General features: G+C 46.2%; 13 protein-coding genes. 2 read left to right on the forward strand and 11 right to left on the reverse strand.

Annotated elements, in window-relative coordinates:
• Positions 1–68: 68 nt before the first annotated feature.
• The 6 genes from LDK34_RS10905 to LDK34_RS10930 all read right to left on the reverse strand — a co-directional run bounded on the left by LDK34_RS10905 (position 69) and on the right by LDK34_RS10930 (position 6,965).
• Positions 69–1,094 (reverse strand): ABC transporter ATP-binding protein, encoded by a 1,026-nt coding sequence (locus tag LDK34_RS10905; protein WP_236941834.1) that lies wholly within the window; start codon positions 1,092–1,094, stop codon positions 69–71.
• Complete coding sequence (locus LDK34_RS10910; RefSeq protein ID WP_178942069.1) at positions 1,094–2,626, reverse strand: ABC transporter permease/substrate-binding protein; 1,533 nt, start codon at positions 2,624–2,626, stop codon at positions 1,094–1,096. The genes LDK34_RS10905 and LDK34_RS10910 overlap by 1 nt, the downstream gene beginning before the upstream one ends.
• Positions 2,627–2,830: 204 nt before the next feature.
• On the reverse strand, positions 2,831–4,084 hold the full coding sequence (gene tyrS / locus LDK34_RS10915) for a tyrosine--tRNA ligase (RefSeq protein ID WP_178942068.1): 1,254 nt from the start codon (positions 4,082–4,084) through the stop codon (positions 2,831–2,833).
• A gap of 872 nt (positions 4,085–4,956) precedes the next feature.
• On the reverse strand, positions 4,957–5,451 hold the full coding sequence (locus tag LDK34_RS10920; protein ID WP_017260545.1) for a hypothetical protein: 495 nt from the start codon (positions 5,449–5,451) through the stop codon (positions 4,957–4,959).
• 43 nt (positions 5,452–5,494) lie between these two features.
• Entirely contained in the window at positions 5,495–6,205 is a 711-nt protein-coding gene (locus LDK34_RS10925; RefSeq protein ID WP_178942067.1) for a hypothetical protein, read from the reverse strand.
• The gene (locus LDK34_RS10930) at positions 6,183–6,965 is read right to left on the reverse strand and encodes a DUF4931 domain-containing protein (RefSeq protein WP_236941835.1); all 783 of its coding nucleotides are present in this window, start codon (positions 6,963–6,965) and stop codon (positions 6,183–6,185) included. Before LDK34_RS10930 ends, LDK34_RS10925 begins: the two co-directional genes overlap by 23 nt.
• Before the next feature lie 126 nt (positions 6,966–7,091).
• Here LDK34_RS10930 and LDK34_RS10935 point away from each other — a divergent pair, with 126 nt between their 5' ends.
• Together LDK34_RS10935 and LDK34_RS10940 are read left to right on the forward strand one after the other, a co-directional pair.
• On the forward strand, positions 7,092–7,667 hold the full coding sequence (locus tag LDK34_RS10935; RefSeq protein WP_178943435.1) for a nucleotidyltransferase family protein: 576 nt from the start codon (positions 7,092–7,094) through the stop codon (positions 7,665–7,667).
• Between the two features lie 191 nt (positions 7,668–7,858).
• The gene (locus tag LDK34_RS10940; RefSeq protein WP_161003742.1) at positions 7,859–8,077 is read left to right on the forward strand and encodes a hypothetical protein; all 219 of its coding nucleotides are present in this window, start codon (positions 7,859–7,861) and stop codon (positions 8,075–8,077) included.
• 95 nt (positions 8,078–8,172) lie between these two features.
• Here LDK34_RS10940 and LDK34_RS10945 read toward each other — a convergent pair whose 3' ends face one another.
• The 5 genes from LDK34_RS10945 to LDK34_RS10965 form a co-directional block, all read right to left on the reverse strand.
• Positions 8,173–13,635: a KxYKxGKxW signal peptide domain-containing protein gene (locus tag LDK34_RS10945; protein WP_236941836.1), complete on the reverse strand. Its 5,463-nt coding sequence runs from the start codon at positions 13,633–13,635 to the stop codon at positions 8,173–8,175.
• A gap of 440 nt (positions 13,636–14,075) precedes the next feature.
• On the reverse strand, positions 14,076–14,297 hold the full coding sequence (locus LDK34_RS10950) for a hypothetical protein (RefSeq protein WP_017260551.1): 222 nt from the start codon (positions 14,295–14,297) through the stop codon (positions 14,076–14,078).
• A 137-nt stretch (positions 14,298–14,434) separates the two neighbouring features.
• The gene (locus tag LDK34_RS10955; protein ID WP_178942064.1) at positions 14,435–15,469 is read right to left on the reverse strand and encodes a WxLIP family cell surface protein; all 1,035 of its coding nucleotides are present in this window, start codon (positions 15,467–15,469) and stop codon (positions 14,435–14,437) included.
• 34 nt (positions 15,470–15,503) lie between these two features.
• Positions 15,504–16,292, reverse strand: coding sequence for a WxL domain-containing protein (locus LDK34_RS10960; RefSeq protein WP_178942063.1), 789 nt, complete (start codon positions 16,290–16,292; stop codon positions 15,504–15,506).
• A gap of 44 nt (positions 16,293–16,336) precedes the next feature.
• Positions 16,337–17,962 carry a hypothetical protein gene (locus LDK34_RS10965; RefSeq protein ID WP_178942062.1) on the reverse strand — a complete coding sequence of 542 codons (1,626 nt, stop codon included), beginning with the start codon at positions 17,960–17,962 and terminating at the stop codon, positions 16,337–16,339.
• Positions 17,963–18,152 lie beyond the last annotated feature (190 nt).

Below are 18,152 nucleotides of genomic sequence, written 5' to 3' on the forward strand. Positions count from 1 at the left end.
AGCGACTCCCTATGAGCTTGCCACCGGCAATTGACACACATGAAGTCGCTTCATTTCAGTCCAGTCATTTAGTTATTTTCATCCTCATCGCGTTTACGCTGACTCAGATAATTGACGATGTTTTGCGCATTGATGAACCCTAATTGACGGTCACCATCCACTACGCGCAAATACTCACAGTGGGCCAAATCGTCAAATGCTTCACCCAACGTTTTATCAGATGAGATGTCAATTGGCGCTGTGTGCCCGTCAGGCAACGTTGCCACTGAAAAACCCATCATGACCATCTTACCTACGTACACGTCATACACGTTGTGCGCGACACTCTGGGAGAAGAAAGCTTCAACAAACTGATTGGCTGGGTGTTGAGCAATATTCGTAGGTGTATCCACTTGAAGAATTTTTCCCTCACTCATAACTGCAATGCGGTCACCTAGTTTAAGGGCTTCATCCATATCGTGGGTCACAAATATAATCGTGTCGTGCCGCTTTGCATGGAGGTCCAATACTAGGTCCTGCAATTGTGTGCGTGAGATAGGATCCAAAGCTGAGAATGGCTCATCCATTAAGACAACTGGTGGTTCAGAAGCAATCGCCCGACAAATGCCAATCCGTTGTTGCTCACCACCCGATAATTCACTAGGCATCCGATCCCGGTATTTTTTCGGGTCCAAACCGACTTGATTCAGCAATCGATTAATCGTAGCATCAATCTCTTCACGTTTGACCCCCTTCATCTCGGGAATGACCGCAATATTTTGAGCGACGGTCATTGTTGGAAATAGAGCAATTTGTTGAAGCACATAACCAATGTTCCACCGTAACTCTTGCAATCCGATATCCGTAATGTTTTCATCCTTGATAAAAATCTTGCCACCACTCTGCGGCTGTAACTGATTAACCATTTTCAAAGTCGTGGTTTTACCGCTACCGGAGGTACCAACCAGGACAAATAATTCGCCGGCGTTGATGGTTAAGTTCAAATCTGGAATCACGACATTGTCGTTAAAGGACTGCTGAACATGTTCAAACCGAATGATGGGTTCGCCGTCTTTCAGCTCATTGATGCTGTTTTCATCAACCGTAGTTGCCATTATTTAGCATCTCCCTTCAGCAAGTGGTGGTTAACCAAGTATTGACGCGCCACTGTTTTAGCCGACTTCTTTTCGACATTAACTTCATAGTTCATTTCCTGCATATCCTTTTCAGAAATATGGCCTGCGAGCTTGTTCAAACTCTTTACAACGCCTGGATACTTCTTAGCTAAGGATGTTTTCATCAACGGCGCACCTTGATAGGACGGGAAGAAATGTTTGTTATCCTTCAACGTCGTCAAATGATACTGTCGTAATTCACTATCCGTCGAGTAAGCGTCGACGACATTGATGTTGCCGTTATGAATGGCCTCGTAGCGTAATTTTGGCTCCATTGACTGAGCTTTTAAATTCAGGCCATAGGTTTTATTCACACCCGGCAAACCATCTGGTCGATCAATGAATTCAAGCGTCATCCCTGGTTTCAGCTTATTTTCTACTGTCTGCAAATCACTAATTGTGTGAACATTCCAAGCCTTTGCGTCCTGCTCACGAATAGCTAGTGCAAACGTATTGTTGTAGGCCATTGGTTTCAAGTAGCTGAGTTTAAATTGTTGCTGCATATTTTTTTGTGCTAATTGGTACGTTTGATTGGCCGTTAATCCCTTATCAGATTGTGGCTTTTTGACCAAACTTTCCAAAATAGTCCCCGAAAATTCCGGATAAATATCGATTTGATTGTGGTTCAAGGCGTTAAACAGAAAGCTCGTTTTCCCGAAATTAGGCTTTAACGTAACGTGGACATGTTTGTTATCCTGCTCAATCAAGTCTTTATACATATTAATTAAGATATCTGGTTCGGAGCCCAGCTTACCGGCAATCGTAATGTTATCAGCCGGTTGGCGGACGGCATTCGCGACACCGACACCACCGATGCCAAGCAGCAAAACAACCAGACCACCGATTAGATAGCGTGGACGCATGTGTTGTAAACGATTGATGAGCCAGCTCAAAATAATCGCCAGCAGTGCCGAACTAATAGCTCCAATTAACGTCAATGCGGTGTCGTTACGGTCAATCCCCAACAGGATAAAGGTCCCTAAACCACCGGCACCAATCAACGCTGCCAACGTTGCAGTCCCGATAATCATGACTAACGCTTGACGAACCCCGGAAATAATCACTGGGGCGGCGATTGGCAATTCAACCTTGAATAGCTTGCGTGTTTGCCCCATGCCAAACGCATCAGCAGCCTCTTCAATAGACGGATCAATGTCATCAATCCCGATATATGTATTCTGAAAGATCGGGAGCAACGCATAGATGACCAACGCAATGACCGCTGGGACAGTCCCAATCCCAACAATGGGAATCAGTAATCCCAATAATGCTAGTGAAGGGATGGTTTGCAACACGCCGGCGATTTGCAACATGAATGCCGCAAATCGTTTGTGGTGTGTTGCCCAGATGGCCAATGGAATGGCAATGGCCATCGCAATCAGCAGTGACACCAGTGAAATCTCAATGTGTTGCCACAATGCAGTTAACAGTGCCGAACGCCGATCAACCAGCGTTTGAAAAAAAGCATCCATAAGTATAAGTCCTCGTTTTCCGATGTGAAATTCTGTGCTTTCAAACTTCACAGCTCGTTCTGATAAACGCAACATTTACTTTACAAGTCGAACATACGTTTGTCAAACAATAAGAAAAAAGCACACTATTTATAGCGTGCTTAATTATAAACTTACTTATTTTCAAGACCCAAACAAAAGGCTTGTGAGAATGATTATTTCTTTTTAATCACTTACGCGAGCAAGGAAATAGCGCTTCTTACCACGACGTACAATAACAAATTTGCCATCAAACATTGATTTTGGATCAACGTCTGCATCAACAGAAGTTTGTTTGTCACCATTAATAGTGATGGCGCCGTTTGTCACGTCTTCACGAGCTTGCCGCCGCGATTTTTCAATGCCACTGTCTGCTAAAAAGTCGACAATATTTTGAGTTGCACCGGTCGTTTCAACACTTGGGAAAGCCTTGAAGCCCTGTTCGATTTCGTCAGCGCTTAACTCCTTCACATCGCCTGAGAACAGTGCTTGCGTGATCTTTTCAGCCTGTTTCAAAGCTGCGTCACCGTGGACAAACTTAGTCACTTCTTCTGCCAAACGACGTTGTGCCGCCCGCTTCCAAGGTTCCTTCTTCACTTGTTCAGCCAGATCATTAATTTCGTTTTCATCCAAGAACGTGAAGTACTTCAAGAATTTCACAACATCATTGTCGTCTTGGTTTAACCAAAATTGGTAGAATTCGTAAGGCGTTGTTTTTTCAGGATCAAGCCAAACGTTGCCACCTTCGGACTTACCAAACTTGGTCCCGTCAGCCTTCAACAACAGTGGAATCGTTAATGCAAAGACTGGTGTTTCTGGTCCTTCCACACGACGAATCAAGTCCAAACCAGCCGTGATGTTACCCCATTGGTCACCACCACCGATTTGCAATTGCACATCTTGTTCACGGTACAAAGTTAAGTAATCGATAGATTGCAAAATCTGGTAAGTGAATTCAGTAAAGGAAATCCCCACTTCCAAACGGGAAGCAACAACTTCCTTGTTCAGCATCGTCTTGACGTTGAATAACTTACCGTAATCACGCAGGAAATCCAGCAATGATAGTTTGGACAACCAATCATAGTTATTAACCAACCGGAATTGGTCTTCCCCAAACAATTTAACCATTTGACCACGCAAGGCCTCTTGGTTGTGGTGCACTTGATCCATCGTTTGTAGGACCCGCTCAGACTTCTTCCCAGATGGATCACCAATAGAACCTGTTGCCCCACCGATCACGATCACTGGTTTGTGACCAGCCAACTGGAATCGTTTCAAAATCATAAACGGAATCAGGTGACCAATGTGCATCGAATCACCGGTTGGGTCAATCCCACAGTACAAGCCAATTGACTTCTTGTCGGTTAATTCACGTAAGCCCTCTTCATCACTGGTTTGGTTAATTGCGCCACGCCATTTTAATTCATCAATAATATTCATTCCGTATTCTCCTTCTCATTTTTTCAGTCTATTAGGGCACAAAAAAAGTCCCCATCACTGGCTAACATTAGCCAAGTTGACAAGGGACGAATTTATTCCGCGGTACCACCCAAGTTATTGCATCGCTGCAACCACTCTTCACCGGTATCGGGGTGCGCCGAGATAACAATCACAAACGCTGTACTTCGCGTATTCAATATCACCGGTTCACACGACCGCCGGCTCTCTGGGGAGGAATTGAAGACACTACTCGGTTGTCAGTTTCGACACTAACGACCACGTTTTCGTTATCAAATATTGTTGTCATTGTACTGACTGATTGGCGTTGATGTCAACCATGGATTTCAAAAAGGTTTGTCTTGTTTGGGAATGCTTCCGCTTCTGGTTGCTGATATTGAAACTCCGTTGTGAGGACCGGTCTTAGCCCGCGTTGCGGTCTTCAAGCTCGTCCGTGGCCTAAACCCAGCAAACCCACTGGGTTAACGCCACTTTCACAACTCCGCTTCAATATCAGTGCCCACCAGCTACATTCAAGCAATAACAGACAAATTCTAGGTGCCAAATTAAATACACTTTATCCAGTAATCATTCGATTGCGGACAAATGCAACAATCCGTGTGATAGCCGGCTAGAATCGGAAACTCACTTTTATTTTAGCGATGAACTAAACAGAGCTGCATGGCGTCAGCATTGGAACCAAGCCATGAAAATGTTGTTGATTCGGTGGTTTGCCGAATTTACAACATGGACGGTCGAAAAGACTCGCGGTCCTCACGAGGCTTTTCGACGAGGTGAAAGACTCCGAACTTAGGAGGCTCGAACCGGTCCCATGGCGGCGTTCCAATGCTGACAACCGCAAGCGGCAGTTAAAACTATTTTACATAGAAAATATAGTCAAGCGTCGTCGGATTCTCTTCAGGCTGGAAGCGTTGTGGATCGTAGCGTTCGTATACATATTTCAGATTAGTCCAGTCGTCCTCCGTCATCATGTGACGGGTAACCAATTCTTGGTGTGCCGTTTCCATCGCGCGTTGACCAAACAGGTCGCCAGTGTCAGGATTGCCGTTAACCCACGCAACTGCGGCAGAACTTTCTGGCACCGCAATGGCTTGGAAGCCTTCTGGCACCTTCTGACCCTTACGGAACCATTTGCCGATCCAGTAAGTTGTCTCGTCGCCGTCAATAACCAATAAACCGATTTTTGCTGGGTCTAATGGTTTGTTGATGGTTTCCAATTGTTTGAACTTATCCGTTGTTTCCCAGTCTAGCCACGCATAGTTGTATGAACCATGTTCCTGCTTTTTGTATGGAAGTCCAAATAGTTGGCGAGCTGGTTCTGTAACTAAATTACGATGTGTAACTTTCATGTTAGTGCCTCCAGTAATAAATTTCGTTTGTCGTTCTTGCTAACTAGCGAGTCGGCGTAATGATTGATGCCAACGTTCTGTGTTGACGATCCAACCGCCACAGATACGTGGCTGCACGGGCCGGCATTGTCGGATCAATTTGTTGGCAAACAACATTTGCAATCACCGCTGTTGCTGGTCGATGCAAATAATCGCCCAAAATACGCGCCAAGTGAACATCAAAAAGAGCCTTACTTTTATCCATCCCCGTTAGTGACTGCTTTAAGTCTAGCACGATAATCAGTGCTAATGCATTCACCTTTTTTGGTCCCATGCCATGAATAGGTGTCAAACGGGCTTCCAGCTCCTCGTAAGTAGTCGTTGAAATGAATTTTTCGGCATCGCCGTTTGCCTCCCTGTCCAAAGTTTGACCCAAACTGGCTAAGTTCTGCGCCATAGTTTTCGGAAAACGGTGCAATGCAGGCTTTGTTTCAATCGCCGTCAGTAATTCCGAGTGATGAGTAGCAAACCATGCGGCCGTCCAATTCTGTTTTCCAATCCGGTCCCGTAATCGTTTGGGCAGCTGCCAAGCTCTGGTTGCAGGCACAGATTGATCGACAATAACGCCACATAGTAAGGCAAATTTGTTCGTCAACAACCATTCGCTATCCTCTGACGACAAATCGAAATCACCCATAAATGTATCTGGCAGATTCGTCTGATAATCACGTTGCAACATCATCACAGCCTGATCATCCAAGATAGGCGTGCGCATGCGCTGTTACCTCCTGACCAATTTCAGCGATTCGGTCCGCTTGAAAAACTTGTGGCACTAAGTAACCCACGCTAAGTGGCGAAGCATTAAAACGCGGCACAACTTTGCAAACGATCCCACCATCCTGAACGTTATAGAAAAACAAATTGTAACTATCACAGCGACCATGAAAATAATCCATCAAAATATAGTGCGTCAGCACGCGTACTGCTTGCGCCAAATCACCGGCTGCTTGAATATTCGGGATGCGTACGTTAAATTCAAGAAATCCCAGCAATGGTTCGTTTGCCACGGCTAGCTGCGCTTCTCCCAACTTCAAAAATGTCTCGCCACCAAGGTTGGGCGGCGTTACATGTGCGTAACCGTCCACCTTATCCAAGCCAATAATCTGCATGTGAGGATGCGCCAACGACCCGCCAGAGCGTGGTCCATAATTTTTATACATAATTACAGACTTATATTGAGGGTCTCGTTGCAGCTCCGACCACTTACGTAAAGAGAAATTCATAATGTCCGCAGCTGTTGACTGATCATAGTTAGACCAATCGCCCAAATGATTGCTAGATTCAATGATAATTGTTTGTAACGAGTCGGCTAGCACCCGAAACTTATTTACGAGCCAAATGCGGTCCGCTTCCCGATCCAAAATGTTTGTCAAATGGGCAACGTCACAGAATGGGCATGCCGCGTTCTGGTGAACGATATTTTCCGGCTTGCCTTGTGCGACATGGGTAATAAACGAAAGTTGTTCCTGTGTCATGTGTTTCCTCCACATCAACTTATCAAAGTGAATTATTACGTTATTATACCGCGATTTCATCACACGTAATATTGATTGAGCTTGACCTTCACTGTCACAAATGACCAAACGTGCTACACTGAAATGATGAAAAATGACAATGCACAAACACAAGCAGTTCTTGATATTATCCAGCATACGCCGACGTTAATGACCATCCTCCATGTCATTGCCGCTCAGCATCTTGTTCAAGGCGCGTTGGCGGCGGGGAGCATCCGCAACACGGTGTGGCAGGTTTTGAGTCATCAACCAGTCCAACTGTCATCTGATATTGATGTCGTATTCTTCGATCCCAAACGGCCCTACGAAGATAACCTCGCGATTCAGAATCAGTTAAAAGCGCATTTGCCTCAATATGAGTGGCAGGTCAAAAACGAAGTGTACATGAACACTCACAACTTTACTGATGCGCCACCGTTTACTTCCGTCGAAGATGCCATCGGCCATTTTGTCGAAACACCCACCTGCGTCGGTGCCTATCTCGACGAAGCCGACCAACTTCGTTTGATTGCACCACACGGTGTGGCGGACCTGCTAAATTTCATCTGTCGTCCAATACAAGCCTACCAGCAAGACGCCGCACACATGGCGATTTTTAATCAACGAATGGCCCAAAAACAGTGGCAACAAAAATGGCCACGGCTCGTCATTTCAACCCACTAAAGCCACCACACTAACAAGCACACTATTTTATCTCCGTTTGCAACCATGCTACACTGACGATAATCGAGCTCGTTTAACAGATTTACCAACCAAACGTCTAAAAACGGGCAAAGTTTGCATTTCGAAACAGGCTTTGATGCCGTTTCATAGAGTGTCGTTCTATGCTTACAGTGAACGTGAGGTGATTTCACATGCAACTCGTACTCGTTAATCGTCAAACAAAAGTTAAAAAGATTATCAATGACTGTGAATCCATTGCCCTAATCGATGCTGATCAACAAACGCATCTCCCCCAATACTACGTGCCAAATGCACGGCAGCAACTTGGTGCCGTTGCGTTTGTGCTCACCCGAACACGGCAGGAACCGTGCACCTTTAAAACCAGTCAGTGGGAAATTCGGCTTGATTAGCCCGACCAATACACACTAAAAGACCCATCATCGCAGCTGTAGCAATTCGTTACAGGCCAACGATGATGGGTCTTTTAATGTTCAATAATACTATTCTAGTGTTTCAATGAATCGTGCTTACGACGAAGACCAAACCAACCAATCAGCGTCGTTAAACCAAGAATACCTAACAGTGCTTCAAGTTCACTTGCTTCGTTGGTGTCCGGTAAGTGCCGGCCAACATACTGTGGATCAACAGGTGATGAGGCCTGGTTGCCATTAGTCAGCTGACCATTGTAGCCACGTGCACCGTTGACTCCGGTTGTAGCCACACGAGTACCAGTCGTTGATGACTGACCGTTACCCATTTTGCCATTGGCTGACAATTGGTCATTGCTCAAACCACCATTTGTAGACGAGGAACCGCCCATTGCTGACGGGTCTGAACTACTGTTATGCCCGGTTGGGTCACCAGCCGTCTTTGGAGGTAGCAACGCCTTTAGCTGAGCTTCAATGTCAGCAGCCTGCGCAGCCAAGCTATCCGCAAACTCGCGTAACTTATTTGCTTGATCCAACGCCTGACTAGCAGCATCCGAATACTTCTTAGCGAGCGTTGGGTCATTTGCTGCCAATGCTTGCTTAGCAAGCTCTTCATCCTCAGCAGCTTGTTTGGCCAACGAATCAGCTGCACTAGCAGCACTATTAGCTTGGTTAACTAAGGATTGGGCTTTGTTTTCAAGTGATGACTGACCCTGACTGTGTGCCTGGTTAGCCAAACTTGCTAACCGTTCAGCATCACTTTGAGCAGTAGAAGCTTCACTAGCGGCCTTTGACGCGGCGGAGGCAGCCTCACTAGCCGCAACACTGGCATCATGGTGGTCTTTGTTAACCGCTTTGTTAATATCTTCAAACGTTGCATCAACCCGGCTTCTGAACTGAGCCGCAGCAGCGCTCAAACCAGCAAGCACTGATTGCGCACTCTGAGCTTCTGAAGCAAACTGACTGGCCGTCTTCGGATCATTCAGTTTGGCGGCGCTCAACGCACTGGACTCAGCAGCACTGGCCAATAAGTTTTCAGAAGCAGCAGCCGATTCAGTACTGTTCAACTGGCTCATCAATGAATTAGCTTCACTGGCAAGTGATTGAACGGTGCTATTTTGTTGATCCGTTGCAGCCTGACTAGCAGCCACCGTCGCACTTTGCTGTGTCGACTGAGTTGCGCTGGTAACTGCACTCTTAGCCTGATCAGCAGACGTAGCCGCACTGGTAGCAGCACTACCGTATGAACTAGCGGCCGTGGAATCGATGCTAACTGCTTTGTTGATGGCAGAGTTCGTCTGGTTAACCTGTCCCAATAAGGTATTTGCAGAAGCTGTCGCATTAGCGGCAACTTTTTCAGCACTTTCAGCCGATGCCTTATCAGATGCTGCGGTAACGCTGTCATTTGTGGATGCTGCTGTGGAAGCAGCATCCGCATAGCTCTTAGCTAATGAGGCAGCAGACTTTGCGATAGAATTCTGATTGTTTAAAGCAGTCATTGAACCTTGGTTCTGCTTATCCATTGACTGCACGTCACTATTGGTCAAATCCGTCTTAGCAGCGCTGGTTGCCCCTGCTTCTGCAGTGCCTGCACTCGTCGTTGACGAATTCGTAGCACTCGCATTGGAGTTAGCTGTGGAAGCTGCAGCGCTGGCACTTGCGGCGGCTTCGGAGGCAGCCAAAGAATCAGCTTTTACTTTAGCGGCAATTGAACCGTTCAAATCCTGCAAAACCTTTTCGGCAGATGCAGCAGTGCTTGCTGCTTTAGAAGCAACTTTTTCAGCTGATACTGCAGAGGCGGCAGCTTCCGAAGCTCCCTTAGCGTCATTCAACGCAGCATCTGAAATTGCTGCCTTGGCATAGTAGCTTGCACCACTAGCCACTGCAGCTGCTGAAGCGGCCGTTGACTGTGCAGCAGCTGCTGACGTGGCCCAATTTTGAACAGTCGTATCAGATTTATCAGTGGATGCGGCACTCTGCGCTGACGTATTCGCATCACTGGCAGTCTTAGATGCATCGGAGGCCGTCTTGTTATAACCTGATGCATTATCTGCAGCGTCACTGGCGGTTTTAGCCGAAGCGGCAGCAGCCACACTATCATTGTGTACCGTCTTAGTTAAGTCCGCTAAGCCAGCTGCTACAATCGGTGCAAGACTAGCAATACTCGTGGCAACACCGCCCACAGACGACTGCATCTTTTCTGCACTATCCGCGTAATCACTCGCTAATTTGACATCATTGCTCAATGCAGCATTACTAGCATCCGCAGAGTATTCTGACGCCGCCTTATTCAGGCTTTGCATCTCTGAAACCGCACTTGCCAGTGACGATTGCAACGACTGCAAACTCTTCATGCTTGATTGAACTTTATCATTCCTAGTATCAGATGCACCTAGATTTGCTAAACTACTTTGCGCTGCGGAATTTGCATTTGCACTAGCCGTCGAATCAACAGTATTGGCAACACTGTTGACAGCACTATAGGCACTCGCCGCCGAAGCAGCATAGTTTAATGCCGCAATTGAGTCTGTTTTGACTGCGTTAGACATCGCCGTATATGCAGACGAAGCTTGATCCCGCGAATTATCAAGGATGTTTTGCACACCTGCCATAGCTTTATCCATTGATAGTGCTTGACTACCTAATTTTTGTGCAGTCACAGCATCATTACTAGCTGCCGCGTTAGAAGCTGCTGAAATCAAACTCTGTGTTGCCAAAGCTGCTGAGGCCAGTGCCTCGGAGGCATTAGAAGCATACGCTGAAGCTGCTGCTAATTTCTTCTTATAATTCTGGACTGAATCATTTTTGAGATCAGTAGCCGCTAATGATGTTCCTTCACTCGCGTACTGACTAATACTGTCCACACTTGAAGTCATTGAAGATGCACGATTATTAATATCCTGATTAGCCGTCTCAACTGAAGTTACTTGTTGGGAAGCCATTGTGCTATCAATGACAAGCTGTTTAGCTGCCAGATTAACAACGGAATTAGCAGTTGATTCCATTTCATTCGCAGATGCTACATACTGGGAAAATACTCCACTAAGGTAAGCCGCACCATTGTATCCAAAGTAACTGGCGGTAGTGGCATTATTTTGAGCAGCAGCAGATAATGCATTGTTAACCATGTATGGATAAGTACTACCATATTCATTAGATGCGTCCGTATAATATTTATTTGCGGCAGTTAGAATTCCTTCCATGAGCGCCAAGGAACTGGAGATACTATCATTCGAAAGCAGGGCTGGCTCAGCACTAATCAATGAATTGGTCTGATCAACGTATTCGCTAACTGCCTTCGCCTGATCGCTAATAGTCTTTAGTGTACCAGATGCATACAACTGTGTGTTAACCACAGACTGAGCGGCTTGACTAGCTGCAGTACTATCCGAGGTGACCAAACTTTTTACATTGGCGTACGCTGACGTAGTAGCACTGGCCAATGAATTAGCCTGGCTGGTATACTCTAGGGCAAGTTTGTTTTGTGCGGTAGCCTGATCCGCAAAGCCCTTGGCAGCAGCTTGATCATACAGAACCGCAGCACTAGCAGCTTGACTGGCGTAATTTGAAGCTGCCTCACTAGCGGCTTGCGCTTGTGAAATGAGTTTATTTGCCTGAGCGCCATTAGCAGCGGCGGCTTTGTTATCACCTACAACAGTATCATTATGCACATCTGTATTCGCAATTCCTTCAATCATAGAAACATTGCTTTGCGTTTGTGTGTTAGCAGCTGTAACCTTTGGAATTTCACCGGCTGCATTTTGAGCCTCACCAGCTGCACTATTGGCTGCATTTTGAGCAGCCGTACTGTCAGCGTCAACCCAGCTCTGAATGTTGTTCAAACCTTGTTTGGCGTTGGCCAAAGCTAATGCTGTTTTATCTGCCAACGTCGTAGCCTTTGCAGCCTGTTCTGAAGCTACACCTGCCCACCTTGCCAGGCCAGCAGTATTGTTAGCAAGGCTAGCAACGTTGGCAAAAGTTTCGGCTAAAGCCGCACTGTTTGCAGCCGTTTCAGCTTCAGTGCTGTCCGTGGCAGCTGTTGCAACATCGGCCTGAATTGAATTATTAGCAGCTGTTACACTGCTGTTCTGTAAGTCTTTACCACTTAAGTTAGCGGCGCTCTGGGCAACGTTAGCAAGATCTGTCCGAGAAGTATTTTGTTGAGTCGCTGCATCATTTGCCTGCGTCGCATACGCACCTGCAGCCGCATAGTTATCAGTCTCAGCTTGACTACCAACTTTGCCAATCAAATTAGTGATTGTTGAAAGCTGTGTTTCCACCTTAGCTTTCGCGGTCTCTGCAGCAGTTTGCTGAGCCTTTGCCTGATCAGCAAACCCATTAGCTGCTGTTGTATCACCTGCTGTTTCGGCAGATGCGGCTTTAGCTGCTAAAGCTTGAGCTGACTCAAAGGCAGCAGCTGCATCATTTGCAGCAGTTTTAGCCGCTGCCTGAGCCGCTGTGGCTGATGCAACTAGTCCATTAACGTTACCCGAATTGACGTCGGTAGCGGCTGCATTTTTAACACTTGTTAAAGCATCATTAACGGTCGTCAAGGCCTCATTGGCACTGGTAGCAGCGTTGCTAGCCGCTGTGACAGCCGCATTAGCCGCTGCCGTATATTCACTAGATGGTGCCGCAGTGGTTGCGTTAGTCGTACCTGTAGTATCAGTTGTCGTTCCAGTAGTGCCATTAGTCGTCCCTGTTGTCGCGTCCATGCGAACGATTTCAGCAGGCTGGCTAGTGGCGGCCAAGGAAGACTTGAGTGTATTCAATTCATCATTAGTGATTGCAGCGGCAACGCTGACCACCGTCAAACTTTGTGAAGCCGTACTAGTCTGATCACTGGTTGTAGAAGCCACCGTTGTCTGTTTCGTGTCTGTTGAGTCAGCGACGGTTTTGTCAGTCGTGGCAGTGGTTGTTGGGGCTACTGCGTTGGTCTTAACAGAAGCAGTCTCTGTTTGACTGGCTGAACTAGCTGGTTTAGCGCTAACAGTAGAGCTGGCAGAGGTTGCTGTACTCGTAGCATCACTTAGTGTTGCCCGAGAGCCTAATGTAGCTGGGTTAATCAGTGTATTCGTCACCGAACCCGGTGTCTGCGCTGGCGCAGAAGCTGGCACAGTCTCACTGCTTACGTTGCTGAGGGTGGCACGAGAAGTCAATTCTGAGTCGGTCGTTTTACTCGATTGACTAGCCGTTGCATCACTCTTAGCAGTCTCAGAAGAAACAGAGGTAGCAACTGATGTTTGACTACCACTCTGTTCACTTTGGGCACTTGCTTGACTAGTTGTTTGCGTCTGACTGGTTGCAGTCGAAAGGACCGCCGAGCCAGCAGATATCGTATTAGTGGCTGACGCAGAACCGGCTTGCGTTTGAACTGTCGTCGGTGTCTGATCGGCATGCACGTCATCCTGAGTCATTGCCTCGACTAGCCCAAAGGTCAGCAAAGTTAAGCCCGCAAAAAGCCACTGCTTACCAGCCTTATACATCTTATAATGTTGCTTTTGTGTGTCGGGAATACGACCTAGGCGATTTTCAGTCATTTTTAGCAATAACCTCCCACTATCTTTTGACTAAATTAACAGCGATACAATTGAACATTTAAAACTCAAAAATGTAATTTAGTTATATCTATTAAATGATTATAGTCATCGTCGATTATTAATGTAAAGTAATTGTGTTTCGCCTGTTCTAGCGCTGTTTTGAAGAAAAAACAATTGTGCGCAATACAGTTAATTAACGTCCTTAATAAACGCCGCTAGATTGGGCTTTGTTACGATATTGAGATGCTTTACTGAATAACAAGTTTTAGCCAGTAAAATATCTAGTAAATTGACAGTCGTTTTTGTCAATTATATTCTTAACATTTCCTTAATATTTACCGATTATAAATTCTATTCGTCGCTCTTTACGTACAAAAAAGCGTGTCTCATTATGGAAAAATCCATAGCGAGACACGCTTTTAGTCACATTTACGTATGTTTTAATGCTTGTATAAATACGTAAATGTGCCATCTTCATTCTTTTTAAACGTAAATTCATGATCCTGAGTATCTTTTGCTCGCCAGCGCGTTACACCATAGTGAACAGTATCAGAATCTTGCAAACGGGAAACGACGCCACCAACTAGCTCACGGTCATCACTAAATGATCCCCTGAGCACCCCTTTTAATACCGGTAAAAAGTCTTCTACATTAGTTATCATGACGGGTCACTTCCTCATCTCTTACTGTATCAATAGTGTAACAAATAAGGGCGAGTGTGTGAACGCTTTCACGAAAATAAAATTATTAATTCTTCATTATCAGTATGTCAATTCGTAAAGTTACTGACGCCAACTAATCAGTGGCGCCGCCGGATGAGCGCCCATGCCAGCACACCGGCTAAAACAGTAGCCCCGCTTCCGGCTACGATAGCAACATTACGCCACGTATTATCCGGCTTCACTTCAACGGACGACCGGTTTAAATGCTTGGCTTTTTGTGCTGTGACCTTGAAATTCTTGCTAAACTGCCACCGTCGCTTCTGCGCGACTGCGGTAATCGTTAGTGTATAACGACCAGCGCTTAATGGTCGGTTCTTCAACCATACTGGAAACTGCATCACCGCATTGGGTGCCAACTGATAACCAACTTGCTTGGTTGTATACAACGCTGTCTGACTGCCAGCCTTTTTAACCTCACCCGTTACTTTCAGCTGATTAACAAAAGTAGCAGTCTCGTTGTGAATGGCGCCGCTGACAACATTACGTGCATTCACTTGCTTAGGTTTCACCGTTCCTAATGACAGTTTGGGCGATACCTTGTTCACACTGTTATGCAAAACAATGGCGACCACAAACTGATAGCGATTTTGAATCGCCACTGCCTGTTGCTTATTTGACGGTGATGTCGCGTCATCGGCGTCTGCATCACTCAGCGTCAGTCCACCTGCTAATTGCCCATCAAAATGATGTTTCGGCATAGCTACCTGCATCCGCACTTGGTCATCCCCATTTGGATCAATCGTGATCGGCTTGGCGGGCAGTTTCACTACTTTAGCAAAATAGGCTGGAACGCTGTCATCCAGTCGTTCATTATTCTTTCCATACTCCACCACCCCATTTAGGTTCGTTGTGGCCTGCGCTAGGCCAGTTCTCAAATGTAGTGGTGTTTTCTTATTGTTATGAATGTTGACGACCAGTGTCGTTTGTTCACTAGGTCCCATTTTAAGATCAAAGTACGTTACTTTTTGATTCACCTGTTGAGTCGGCAAAACGGGCTGTACCGAAAAGGCCAGCCCGTCTGCCGAGACGTGAATGCCAAGCAACAGGGTCGTCAACGCAACGAATAGCCCTAATAGCCACCGCCACCGTTTGCCGATTCTCTTTTGCGTCATTTCATTCACTCCCAAATATTAACTTTCATCTTCACTAGTTACCTTGATCGGCATTAACTGCCCCCTGAGCCCCACCCGGAACCGTCGTCGGGGTTGGGGAATTTGGGTTACTACCATTAGTTGGAATATCCTCTAGTGACCAGTTCAAACTGGTTGTATAAACATCTTCTTCGGGATATGCACCAGTTGGCACCGTCAACTTAACGCCAGGGTTGTCCTTCGTGCCCCAAGCGTCCGTCCACAGACCATAACCACTGCCAGCTAAAGCATTCATGACAACAGCTTGATTACCTGGTAACAGGGCCTGGTCTGTGACACTAACCTCATTAACTGATAGACCTAAACCACTACCAGCTCGTGAATTCGTCAAACTAATTTGAGCGCCGGTTAATTCTTTTTGAGATTTGGCACTCTGCAATTGACCTTGTTCAGTCACTTTGAGTGTCCAGCCCTTTGGATCGCCGGCCCGCTTATCGGTTACCTGAGCAAAGTTGGCTGTTTTATTAGCATTATCCATTGAGGCAATATACGTTTGCTTGGCTGGTGAAATCTTGTGGGCGCCAAAGTCAAAGTTTGAAACATAGTCCAGGGTTAAGGCACCCGTGTTACCAGTACCAGGGTTACTACCATCGCCAGGTTTGGACGGGTTATCTGGGTCAACCGGTGTTTCAGGTGTTTGGTCATCCTGTGTAAATGCAACGGTTGCTCGGGTAGTTGCCGTCGATGTTTGTGCGGCCATCGCAACGGTCGGCACTGACATGCCAAGACCAGCTGCAGCAAGGCCAAGCGCGGAAAAGAGTTTAATTTTTGTTGATAATGACATATTAATGCTCCTTCTTCTCGTTATTTTTATTTGGTTCAAGTAATTTAATTATTTGCGACACCATCTGTCACATGCCACGTCACACTGCCTGAATAGGCCTCACCTCCCTCGGTGCCAGTCGGGACTTCTAGAAACAAGCCGGTCTGGGCATCCCAATGTTGTGAAATATTCGTTACTGCTGTATATAAGTGATAATCGACGTCATGAATAACCTCGCTAGGATAGTCTCCTTGGGTAGCGACCAAAACTTGATGATTGTTGACTGGTAGATCTCTGCCTTGCCGCACATAATGCATGGCATCCTGTAACACATCGCGTTCTGGATCGGATAATTGCTGTGACTGATCCGCCGATACCGTTAGTGTCCACGATCTTGTTCCCTCGCGATTGTCGACAACACTTAATGTGTTAGCGCCAATTTCATCACTATTGACCGGTAAGATTCGTGCTGGCAACTTTTGTCCCCAAACCTTTTCCGCATCTAATGGCTCATCAGTCGGGTTAAACGTAACCGTGTGTGGTGCGGCAATGGATAACGTAGTAGCCGGTTTATTGGGGACATCTAGAGACAGCACATAATGCAGTGGGTCACTAAAATTATTACTTTCGTCACCAATACGAATGTTGAAACCGGACAGTTGATCACTATATTGCGGCATATATTGAGCTGGAATAGTTACGGTAATCTTTTGACGATTAGTGGCTGTGGCGACCGTAACTTCATCAACTGCTTGATATTTACCCGACCATAATTCTAGATAGACCAAGTAGCGCCCCGCCGTAGGTACCGTCAAGAATATCGGTAATGCCAACGAGCCACCCGTGTAGTGAACGTAATTGCCAGCAAGCGGATCACCATAATCAATCACCGGCGCGCGATTATCGTCAACCGCCCGTGTTTGCGACGAAGTCTTAGCGTGATGGTCGCTAGGTTGTGGTGTTGATTGGGCTTGAGTAGACGATGAAGCTGTTGATGTTTGAGTCGTTGACTGTTGAACACTGCTCTTATCAAAATTTGCAGCGTTCTTTGATTTTGCTTCATCATCTTGAACAACCTTCAAACTTGAAATGCTCGAGCTTCCTGTTAACGTACCAGTCGACAATGTACCGGCGCCAGCGGTCTCAGTTGGCGGTAATTGAACGTGCGATTGGTCTTTATTACTGTTAACTTCACTGCCTTTAACACCAGTTTGCGACTCACTCTTTGCCGTCGTACTGGTCTCATCACTATCACTCGAAGTTGTGGCATTGGCACTTTGAGTCGACATTACTGATATCTCCTGAACGGCCAATTGATGCTGCTGGCTATCAAACACCTGAATCGCGCCAGCGCCTGGCGTTAATGTTTTAACAGCAATCGTCCAACGTTGCGTTTGGTGCGCAGAAAGTGTCAGTGTGGTTTGTGTTAACTGCTCATGCCAACTTAAGGATGCAGTCGTTTCGTCACCAGTATCAGCGATGAGTGAAGATGGCAATCTTAACGTTATCGTGGCATTTTGGTCCGTATCATTTTCCGTAACAAACTGAACTTTTTGCGGATTAACTTGAGCACCTGTCGTAAACGTCACAACCGGACCACTAGCCGCATTTATTCGGCGACTGGGTGTGATAAACAACATCACGATGATCAACAACATACTAATTACACTTAGGCGACGCCAACGTATCATCTGTGCATGACTCCTTTCGCTTTATTGAATGGTTAAATTGTACTGGTTAATGGCATTAACAAACCGTCAACTTTGACTAACGTGATTTCATAAATGGGCAATTTGATTTTAGTCAGCTAACAAACTTACTGGCGTCGGTGGCACACTAGTCAATATTCTGACTGCTACCGACTATGAAACCTATTCATTT

The sequence above is a fragment of the Furfurilactobacillus milii genome (assembly GCF_021654115.1).
Classification (GTDB): Bacteria; Bacillota; Bacilli; order Lactobacillales; family Lactobacillaceae; genus Furfurilactobacillus; species Furfurilactobacillus milii.